We start from the raw sequence: 10,524 nt of genomic DNA, 5'->3' as shown, positions 1-10,524 counted from the left end.
TGATCCAGTTCCTATTCAGAACATTCCGACAACGGTCCATTTGATTGCCATTTTTCCGATGCAGCGGTCGGTTTTTGCTGTGTTTTGAAACCAGAAAGTCCTCGGGATATAATTTACATGCGTGCGTACTTCTTTAAGGCTCTTCCTTTCGCTCTGACCGCCAGTTTCGTCCAGGCACAAAGTCTGCCAGAGGCCATGCAGAAGGCCTTGGACGTTCATCCAGAAGTCCAGGCTGGAGTTAATAGCCGCCTTGCTGCTGACTACAATTTACGGGCTGCAAAGGGTGGCTATTTGCCGCGTGTAGATGTATTGGCCGGTTACGGGCGGGAAGGTTCTGACTCTCCGAGCTCACGTGTTAACACTAACGGCTGGGACACCATGAACCGAGGGGAGTCCAGCGTACGTATGCAACAGATGCTGTTTGATGGCTTTGCCACCAGCAGTGAAGTAGGTCGTCAGCAAGCCACCGTCAACTCTCGTGCCTATGCGTTGTTGAATACGTCTGAGCGTACAGCGCTGACCGTTGCACAAGTTTATCTGGACGTTCTGACCCGCCGCGAGATGGTGCGTTTGGCTGAAGATAACTTGAAAAGCCACGAACGGATCTTCGATCAGATCAGGTTGCGTACAACGCGTGGCGTCGGGAGAATGGCTGACATGGACCAGGCCGAAGCGCGACTGGCTCAGGCACGAAACAACTTACTGACCGAGCAGGCCAACTTGGCTGATGCTCAGACCAACTACCTCAGCGCCGTCGGCGAAATGCCCGATCAACTGAGCCCGCCACAAGGCTTTATCGCCTTGATGCCGGCAAATTTGAACGAAGCGCGCCAGCAGATGATCGAGAACAGTCCTGTTCTGCGCTCTGCTGAGTCAGACATTGCCGCCGCCGAGAAGCAATATCAGGCCGCGAAGTCGAATTTCTACCCACGTTTCGATGCGGAGCTTGGCCGCACTGCCGACAATAATATTGGCGGCGAACAAGGCCATAACAATAGCTGGGAAGCGATGGTGCGCATGCGGTTTAACCTGTATTCGGGTGGCAGCAACAAAGCGGACCTTGAATCCAAGTCCTACCAGGCCAATCAGGCGCTGGACATCCGCAACAACGCACTGCGCCAGTTGAATGAAGAAGTCGGCCTGGCCTGGAACGCCTACAACAACGCCAACGCGCAATTGCCGATTGCCCAGCAATACGTTGACCGCAGCAACAGTGTGCGTGTTGCCTACCAGCAGCAGTTCAGTTTGGGAGAGCGCACCCTGCTTGACTTGCTCGACAGCGAGAACGAATTGTTCACCGCTCAGCAGCGTCTTGTGCAAATCAAGAACCAGCAGCTTTACACTCAGTACCGCATCAAGGCCGACATGGGTCAGTTGCTTAAAAGTCAGGGTGTCGTAGCGCCGATGGCGTCAGTTGTGCAAAACGATATGAAACCGTCGGTAAACCTGCCAGGCATGAACTGATTCTTGACTGAGTCAGGTCATTCAATTGCTTAAAAGAGAGTGTCAGCGTGGATTCGGAATTAAGTGCAGTTCAACTCAGCCATGATCCTCGCAGCCAGCATGATGACCCGTTGCTGGACGGCCTGCTGACACTTTGCTCTCTACATCACAAGCCAGCCAGCCGGGCGATGTTGACCACCGGCCTGCCGTTGCCGTCGCAGCGGTTGAGTGCCGACTTGCTACCCCGTGCGGCGGCGCGAGCCGGTTTGCAGGGGCGTCTGCTGCAGCGTCGTCTTGAGCAGATTCCTTCCATTGCCTTACCCGCCATGTTGTTGCTCAAGGACGCGCGTTGCGCGGTTTTGTTGGGTTGGGAGGGTGATACTGCGCGCCTGCTGCTGAGCGAAAGCGACGGTGGCGAGGTACACGTCGGCCGTGATGTGCTGACTGAGGATTACAGCGGTCGGGTGTTCTTTGCCCAACCGCAGCATAAATTCGACGTGACCAAGGGCTCGCTCATTCCTCGGGCGCGCTCCTGGTTTCGCGACACACTCAAACGCTCGCGCTGGCTGTACGCCGACGCGATTGCCGCCAGCCTGGTAATCAACTTGATTGCGTTGGCCGCGCCGTTGTTCGTGATGAACGTCTACGACCGCGTCGTGCCCAATCAGGCAACCACGACCTTATGGGTGCTGGCCGCCGGTATCTGCGGCGCTTACCTTTTCGACTTGTTGCTTAAGGGGCTGCGCAGCCTGTGCCTGGACCTGGCAGGCAAGAAGACTGACCTGATCATTTCGGCAACGCTGTTCGAGCGCATTGTCGGCATGTCCATGAAGTTTCGCCCTGCTCGTGTGGGCAGCTTTGCCCAGAACATCCACGAGTTTCAGGGCATGCGTGACTTTCTGACCTCGCTGACCCTGACCAGCCTGATCGACCTGCCGTTCACCCTCATCATTCTGCTGGTGATCGCTCTGCTGGGCGGAAACCTTGTGTGGATTCCCATCGTCGCGTTTCCGTTGGCGTTGGGTATCGGTCACTTTTTGCAGAAGCCGTTAACGGCAACCCTGGAACGCACCATGGCGCTGGGTGCCGAACGCCAGTCGAGCCTGATCGAGACCCTCGCCGGTCTGGATGCGGTGAAGGTCAACAACGCCGAAAGTGAGCGCCAGTATCAGTGGGAGCAAACTATCGGCACCCTCAGCCGCCTTGAGCTGCGGGTCAAGGTTCTGTCTGGTCTGGCCATGAACATCACCTTGCTGATCCAGCAACTCGCTGGCGTGGCGATGATCATTTTCGGTGTTTACGAGATTATTGCCGGCAACCTCAGCATGGGCGGACTGGTGGCTTGCTACATGCTCAGTGGCCGTGCCTTGGGGCCTTTGGCGCAGCTGTCGGGCTTGTTGACCCGCTACCAACAGGCCAAGGTCACCATGGTTTCCGTGGATCAGATGATGGAGCTGCCGCAAGAGCGCAATTTCGACGAGCGCCCGTTCAGCCGTCAGGTCTTGCAGGGGGCCATGGAGTTTCGCAACCTGAACTTTACGTATCCCAACCAGCAGACGCTTGCCTTGCAGGGCATCAATCTGGTGGTTCGCCCCGGCGAAAAAATCGGCATCATTGGCCGTAGCGGCTCGGGCAAAAGCTCCCTGGCGAAATTGTTGGTCGGGTTGTACCAGCCTGATTCTGGCGCCTTGATGGTAGACGGCGTCGACATTCGCCAGATTGACGTGAGTGAGCTGCGCCACAACATTGGTTATGTGGCGCAGGACATTCAGTTGTTGGCAGGTACCTTGCGCGACAATCTGGTATCGGGCGCTCGCTACGTTGACGACGAAATGGTGCTGCAAGCAGCAGAGCTGGCCGGTGTGCATGAGTTCGCCCGGTTGCACCCGCAAGGCTATGAACTTCAAGTCGGCGAGCGCGGCCAGAACCTTTCCGGTGGCCAGCGGCAGAACGTTGCGCTGGCTCGCGCATTGCTGCTCAGCCCGCCGATTCTATTGCTGGACGAACCGACCAGCGCCATGGACAACACCGGCGAGGAGCGCTTGAAACAGCGCCTGCAAGCCGTCATCGAGAACAAGACCGTGATTCTTGTCACACACCGCGCCTCACTGCTCAGCCTGGTTGATCGCTTGCTGGTAATCGACCGCGGGCAGATTCTCGCCGACGGTCCTAAAGCCGCCGTCATGGAAGCGTTGAAGAAGGGGCAGATCAGTGTTGCTTAAGTCCGGTCCAGGCCGCTTCAAAGACGCAATTTTTGGTTACTTCAAGGGGTCTGACTCCCTCGACGGGCAACCGATGCCAGAGGTCGAAAAGGCCCTGATCGACGATGCCCCGCGCATCGTCCGGCTGACCATTTGGGGGATCATCGCGTTTTTCGTCTTTCTTCTTTTATGGGCACACTTTGCGATCATTGATGAAGTGACCAAGGGTGAAGGCAAGGCGATTCCATCCTCCAAGATCCAGAAAATCCAGAACCTTGAGGGCGGTATCGTTGCTCAAATCTATGTTCACGAAGGCCAGATCGTCGAAGCCGGCGCGCCGTTGGTGCGTCTGGACGACACGCGTTTTGCCTCTAACGTAGGCGAGACCGAGGCTGATCGGGTGTCGATGGAGCTGCGCGTAGAGCGCTTGAGTGCGGTAGTGGACGACCGGCTGTTGAACATCACCCCTGCAGCGCGCAAGGCAGTACCTAATCAGGCGGCCAACGAAGAGTCGCTGTACCTGAGCCGTCGCCAGCAACTGGCTGACGAGATAGGCGGTTTGCAGCAGCAACTGATCCAGCGCCAGCAAGAGTTGCGCGAGTTCAGTTCCAAGCAGGAGCAGTACCGCAACAGCCTGAGCCTGTTACGCCAAGAGATCGGCATGTCCGAACCGTTGGTCAAACAGGGCGCTGTTTCGCCTGTTGAAGTCTTGCGCCTCAAGCGTTCGGAAGTGGAAACCCGTGGTCAGCTCGATGGCACCACGCTGGCCATTCCTCGGGCACAGGCGGCGATCAATGAGGTGCAGCGCAAAATCGACGAGACCCGTGGCAGGTTCCGTAGCGAAGCGTTGACCCAGCTGAACGAGGCCCGCACTGACCTGAGCAAGGCCCAGTCCACGGCTAAAGGCCTGGAAGACCGGGTCAATCGCACCATGGTGACCTCGCCGGTTCGTGGCATCGTCAAGCAAATGTTGGTCAATACCGTGGGCGGCGTCATCCAGCCAGGCAGCGATCTGGCCGAGATCGTTCCGCTCGACGACACCCTGCTGATTGAGGCGCGCATTCGCCCGCAAGACATCGCCTTCCTGCACCCGGGTCAAGAGGCAATGATCAAATTCACGGCCTACGACTACACCATCTATGGTGGGATGAAAGGCAAGCTTGAACAGATCGGCGCCGACACTATCCAGGATGAAGAGAAGAAGAACACCTTCTATGTCATCAAACTGCGCACTGATCGCAGCCACTTGGGGACCGATGAGCACCCGTTGCTCATCATCCCCGGCATGATTGCTTCGGTCGACATCATCACTGGCAAGAAAAGCATCCTCAGCTACCTGCTAAAACCCGTGCTTAAAGCACGCGCTGAAGCGATGCACGAGCGGTAGCCGTGCGTCAGTCACCGAAAAAACATCAACCCATCAACGCACCACCCGGCCCGAAACAAAATGCGCGATATCGTTGTAACCCGGTGTAGACGAGTGCCCCGGTGTTACCAGCGAATCAATGAATGCTTCGTCTTCGGCAGTGATTTTCACGTCCATGGCTTTGATGTAGCCATCCCACTGTTGCTCGGTACGCGGCCCGACAATCGCGGAAGTGACGGCCTGGTTGTTCAGTACCCAGGCGATGGCGAACTCGACGATGCCGACGCCTTTGGCCTGGGTGTACTCCTGAATTTTCTGCGCGATACGCAGAGACTCGACCCGCCATTCGGTTTCCAGGATGCGTTTGTCCTGGCGCCCTGCGCGGGTGCTGCTGTCGGGGGTGACGTCTGGAGCGTATTTGCCGCTGAGCACACCGCGCGCCAGAGGGCTGTAAGGCACCACGCCCAAACCATGAAAAGCCGCAGCGGTGATTTGCTCAATCTCGGCCATTCGGTTGGTGATGTTGTACAGCGGCTGACTGATCACGGGCTTGTCCACCCCCATGCGCTGGGCGATATTCACGACTTCTGCGATGCGCCAGCCGCGATAGTTGGATAGGCCCCAATAGCGAATCTTGCCTTGGCGCAGCAGGTCGCCGATGGCCGACACCGTCACCTCCAGCGGCGTATCGTGGTCTTCGCGGTGCAGGTAATAAATGTCCACGTAATCGGTGCCCAGCCGGTTCAGGCTGGCCTCGATGCCATTGAAAATATGTTTGCGGCTCAGCCCGCTGGAGTTGGGCGCACCCTTGGCGGGACCATAGCCCACCTTGGTCGCTACTACCCAGTCATTGCGCCGTGATGCGATGGCCTCCCCGACTATTTCCTCGGAGCGCCCACCGCCATAAACATCCGCCGTATCGATGAAATTGACGCCCTGATCCCAGGCCTTGTCGATGATGCGCAGGGACTCTTCAGTACTGGTCTGCTCGCCGAACATCATGGAGCCGAGAGTCAACGTAGAAACCCGCAGGCCGGATTGGCCAAGAATGCGATAAGTCATGCTCGATATCCTTTTCAATGAGTGGAAGGGAAAAACAGAATGTTTCCAAACATAGAACCTCGCCACGTCGCGGTCCATTACAAATGCAGGGTATTTATGAATGGCTCTGGGCCATTCGACACCCTTGACGGCCAGCACCGCTACCGTAGACTGCCGCCTTTAGTCGGGAGTAAAGGCTATGCGCCACTTGCGTTGTTGGGCTTACGGATTTGCCTGTCTTGCTGGCTTGGCACAGGCAGACACTTCCCAATCGAATGATCCATTGTTGGACAGTGCTCCCCCCAGCGCGCAGACCGTGACCACCGGCGAAGCCCGTGGCGTCTTGCGGGCTCGTGATCAGGCGGTGCTTGCCAGCGAATTGTCCGGGCGAATCGTCGACATGCCGTTCAGCGAAGGCGAGGCCTTCAACAAGGGCGATACCCTGGCGCGCTTCGACTGTGCCGCTTATCAGGCCCAGCTCAATGCCGCCCAGGCAGGCATTCGCGGCGCCAGTGAAGAGTTGGCGCACAACAAACAACTGGCCTCGCTCAACTCCGTTGGCCGTTTCGAAGTGGCGCGAGCCGAAGCCAAACTGGCTGAAGTGCAGGCTCAAGCGCAGGTCTATCAGGTTCAGGTCAAGCGCTGTAGCGTGGTCGCGCCATATGATGGTCAAGTAGTGCTACGCAAGGCGCAGCGCTATGAAAGCGTTTCGGCTGGCGCGCCGCTGATGGAAATTGTCGACAACCGCACCCTGGAAATTCACCTGTTGGTGCCGTCGCGCTGGATGTCACGACTCAAGCCTGGGCAAACCTTCAGCTTTACCCCCGATGAAACTGGTCAGCCACTGACCGCAACGGTCAAGCGATTGGGTGCGCGCATCGATGAGGGTAGCCAAACGCTGTTGCTGGTCGCCTCGCTGACTGACGTCAAGGGCCTGCTGGCGGGCATGAGTGGTACCGCGCATCTGGCGTCCGCCAAGTGAACGCTGCGGCGCCAGGCATAGCCGAACGGGTTTTCGCGCAATTTCTCGATCTGGAGCGTCAGACCCGCGCCGCCAAAGATATCGATCAACTGGCCTACAGCCTGGTCAATGACGGTCAGGCCCTGTTCAGTTTTCGTCACGCAGCGCTGTTGATCGCTGGCAAGGTGCGCGCAGTGACGGGCGTCAGCATGGTTGAACCCAATGCGCCCTTTGTCGCCTTCGTCGAGCACGCTGTGGCAGACCTGTTCAAAAAAAATCAGTTAAACCAGCCGGGTTCTGTCGCCATCGAACAGCTGGGTGGGCAGGACCAGGCGGAGGTGCAGGCGCTGTCGGCGACCCAAGTGTTCTGGCTCCCCTTGCTTGATCGCAAAGGCCTGGTATTTGGTGGGTTGTGGTTGGCCCGCGAACAAGCCTGGACACAGCCTGAGCAAATGCTTCTGGCGCGGTTGGGCGACACCTACAGTCACGCCTGGCTGGCGTTGCAACCGCGCAAGCCGTGGCGTTTGCATTGGTCCGGGAAAAAGCAGCTGGCGTTGGTCGGGGTGTTGTTGCTGTGTCTGTTGATACCTGTGCGTCAATCGGTGCTCGCACCCGCCGAAGTGGTGCCATTGGGTGGCCGCGTGGTGGCGGCACCGCTGGACGGAGTGATCGCCGAGTTCTTGGTCAAGCCCAACCAGCCGGTAAAAACTGGCGACCTGTTGCTGCGCTTCGAAAGTACCACGCTCAAAGCGCAGGCAGATGTTGCTGAGCGGACCTTGGGTGTGGCCGAAGCGGAGCTCAAGGCCAACGCACAGCGGGCCTTCGCTGATGCCGAATCCAGCTCGCGCATCGACCTGCTGGCGGCGCGCGCCGAACAAAAGCGCGCCGAGCGTGATTACGCGCGTGAGTTGCTCAAACGCAGTGAAGTGCGGGCCGAACGTGACGGCATCGCGGTATTTGCTGACGCAGAGCGCTGGACCGGAAAACCGGTGCAGACGGGCGAGCGCCTCCTGGATATTGCCGACCCGACCCAAGCGGAGCTGCGTATCGAACTGGCGGTTGGCGATGCCATTGAGCTTGAGCCTGGTGCAAAGGTGGCACTCTTTCTCGACAGCGATCCTTTGCACCGCTATGAGGCAACTCTGGAACGTGCGGCTTACGAGGCACAACCTACCGCTGCGGGGCAATTGGCCTACCGGCTGGACGCGAGCTTCAGCGAAGCGCCGCCGCGAATTGGTTTGCGTGGCACCGCCAAACTCTTCGGTGAGCGCGCGCCAGTGGGGCTCTATCTGCTGCGTCGTCCTCTGGCAGCGTTGCGTCAGAGCGTAGGCCTTTAAATGAACGTGCCCGCGCTGCGAGCGGATTTGCAGCTGTCGGCGGCTGCCCCGGCGCTGGACGGTTCGCCACGCTGGACCCTGGCTGACCCGGTGCGTGGGCGTTACTTCAAGCTCGGTGCGGCGGCAATTCGCTTGCTGCGCCATTGGTCGCTGGGTGATGCCAGCAAAGTTTTGGCTGCTGCCAATCAGGAACCTGGTCTTCCATTGGTCGGGCATGAGCTTGACGAGCTGCTGAGCTTTCTGCGCGCCCATGACCTGATTGCCGCACTGGATCAGGAGCAGCGCGACAGTTATATGCGCAAGGCGGCCGCCCAGCGTCAGGGCGTTTGGCAGATGCTGCTGCATCAATACCTGTTTTTCCGAATCCCGCTGTGGCGCCCCGATGCTTTCCTCAATCGCGTCTGGCCGTGGCTCGAACGTTATGGCTCGCGTCTGCTGCGCTATGGCTTACCCCTCACCCTGGGAACTGGCGTGTTTCTGGTGGCGCGTGATTGGGACCGTTTTCTGTCGACGTTTCCGCATTTGTTCAGTCTCGGCGGCGCGATGGCGTTCGGCATCGCGTTATTTTTCGCCAAACTGTGTCACGAATTCGGTCATGCATTCATGGCCAAGCGTGCCGGTTGCCGGGTACAAAGCATGGGCGTGGCATTCATGGTTATGCTGCCGTTGTTTTATACCGATGTCAGCGATGCCTGGCGGGTCAATGATCGCCGTTCACGGCTGCTCATTGGCGCGGGTGGCGTGCTGGCTGAGTTGGTCTTGGCCTGCATCGCCTTGCTGGTCTGGTCACTGCTGCCCGACGGCCCGGCGCGTACCGCTGCGTTCATGCTGGCCAGTGCGACCTGGCTGACCACGCTGGCGGTGAACCTCAACCCATTCATGCGCTTTGATGGTTATTTTCTGCTCAGTGATTTGTGGCAGGTGGACAACCTGCAAGGTCGCGCCTTCGCTCTGTGCCGCTGGCGCTTGCGTGAGGTCCTGTTCGGTTATCAGCAACCGGCACCGGAGCCGTGGTCTCCCGCCATGCAACGTCGACTGTTGTTGTGGGGGTATTTCTCCTGGCTGTGGCGCGCAGCGTTGTTCTTTGGCATCGCGCTGGCGGTCTATCACCTGTTCTTCAAGCTGCTCGGCATCTTCCTGATGATGGTCGAGTTGGTGTGGTTCATCTTCCTGCCGATTTGGAAAGAAATGCGCATCTGGTGGAAAAGTCGCGAATACGCCCATAACGCTCGCGCCCTGTTCAGTTTGCTGGGTTTGCTGGCAGTTATTGCCGTACTGGTATTGCCATGGCGCAGCAGTGTCGAGTTGCCGGCGATGCTTGAAGCCGGACGTGTCAGTGCGCTGCACACGCCTATCGCGGCGCGGGTCAAACGAGTGAACGTGCAGGACGGGCAGCGCATCGAGGCAGGGGCGGTTTTGATCGAGCTGGAGTCGCCGGATCTGGACTCGCGCCAGACCATCGTGCGTCGGGAGATAGATATTCTGCAGCTGCAATTACGGCGTCAGGCCGGACGTAGTGAAACGGTGGCCGATGTGGGCATCTTGGAGCAGCGGCTGGCTGAAGCGGTGGCTCAATACCGTGGACTGGTGGCGCAGCGTGAGCGTCTGCTGGTGCGTGCGCCGCAGGCCGGACAGGTGCGTGATCTGTTACCAGAACTGAGCGTCGGGCGTTGGGTATCGACCAAGCTGCCATTGGCGCGCGTGGTGGAGGACGGTGTCCGGCTGCGAGGCTATCTGGCTGAGGAAGCGTTGTGGCGTGTTGCGCCGGGCGCTGAGGGGCGTTTTATTCCCGATGATCCGATGCGCCGGGCTATCCCTGTGGCGCTCCTGGAAGTGGACGCCAACGGCGTGAACTATCTGGATCTGGAAGCCCTGACCTCCGATCACCATGGGCCGATTGCCGTGCGCCGCGATGAAAGCCACCGCGCCGAACCTGTGCAAGCGCAATACGGCGCACGATTAAGCATTCTGCAACCCACGCTTACGCCGAATAAGCCTCTGCGTGGCTTGGTGGTGTTGCAGGGTCGCAGTGAGTCGCTGCTGGGTAATGCCTGGCGTCGATTGGCGGCATTGGGCGTGCGGGAAAGCGGCTTCTAAGAATAGCGAGAGCACTTTGCCGCCAAATGCCATCGGCATGCTGTTATAAAGCACTATTCTTTCAGGTTGCTACCGAGG

At 58.7% G+C, this 10,524-nt stretch carries 7 protein-coding genes; 6 read left to right on the top strand and 1 reads right to left on the bottom strand.

The window, feature by feature from the left end:
• The first annotated feature begins 117 nt into the window (after positions 1–117).
• Genes ACVBEG_RS23705 through ACVBEG_RS23695 form a run of 3 tightly spaced genes read left to right on the top strand, consistent with a single transcriptional unit; the run spans position 118 to position 5,031 of the window.
• On the top strand, positions 118–1,464 hold the full coding sequence (locus tag ACVBEG_RS23705) for a TolC family outer membrane protein (RefSeq protein ID WP_322177228.1): 1,347 nt from the start codon (positions 118–120) through the stop codon (positions 1,462–1,464).
• A gap of 47 nt (positions 1,465–1,511) precedes the next feature.
• On the top strand, positions 1,512–3,665 hold the full coding sequence (locus ACVBEG_RS23700) for a type I secretion system permease/ATPase (RefSeq protein WP_322218803.1): 2,154 nt from the start codon (positions 1,512–1,514) through the stop codon (positions 3,663–3,665).
• On the top strand, positions 3,655–5,031 hold the full coding sequence (locus ACVBEG_RS23695; RefSeq protein ID WP_447108356.1) for an HlyD family type I secretion periplasmic adaptor subunit: 1,377 nt from the start codon (positions 3,655–3,657) through the stop codon (positions 5,029–5,031). Before ACVBEG_RS23700 ends, ACVBEG_RS23695 begins: the two co-directional genes overlap by 11 nt.
• A 33-nt stretch (positions 5,032–5,064) precedes the next feature.
• On the opposite strand, the gene ACVBEG_RS23690 is transcribed toward ACVBEG_RS23695, so the two are convergent.
• On the bottom strand, positions 5,065–6,072 hold the full coding sequence (locus ACVBEG_RS23690; protein WP_322177231.1) for an aldo/keto reductase: 1,008 nt from the start codon (positions 6,070–6,072) through the stop codon (positions 5,065–5,067).
• Between the two features lie 178 nt (positions 6,073–6,250).
• Here ACVBEG_RS23690 and ACVBEG_RS23685 point away from each other — a divergent pair, with 178 nt between their 5' ends.
• The 3 genes from ACVBEG_RS23685 to ACVBEG_RS23675 are packed head-to-tail and all read left to right on the top strand — an operon-like array spanning position 6,251 to position 10,446.
• Positions 6,251–7,033, top strand: coding sequence for an efflux RND transporter periplasmic adaptor subunit (locus ACVBEG_RS23685; RefSeq protein ID WP_322177232.1), 783 nt, complete (start codon positions 6,251–6,253; stop codon positions 7,031–7,033).
• A complete protein-coding gene (locus tag ACVBEG_RS23680) occupies positions 7,030–8,349 on the top strand; it encodes an efflux RND transporter periplasmic adaptor subunit (RefSeq protein WP_322218810.1) in 1,320 nt (439 codons plus the stop codon). The genes ACVBEG_RS23685 and ACVBEG_RS23680 overlap by 4 nt, the downstream gene beginning before the upstream one ends.
• A complete protein-coding gene (locus ACVBEG_RS23675) occupies positions 8,350–10,446 on the top strand; it encodes a site-2 protease family protein (RefSeq protein ID WP_447108355.1) in 2,097 nt (698 codons plus the stop codon).
• Positions 10,447–10,524: the final 78 nt, after the last annotated feature.

The sequence above is a fragment of the Pseudomonas sp. GG8 genome (assembly GCF_052976945.1).
Note: the sequence above shows the minus strand (reverse complement) of the source record. Positions and strands in the feature narration are given on the sequence as shown.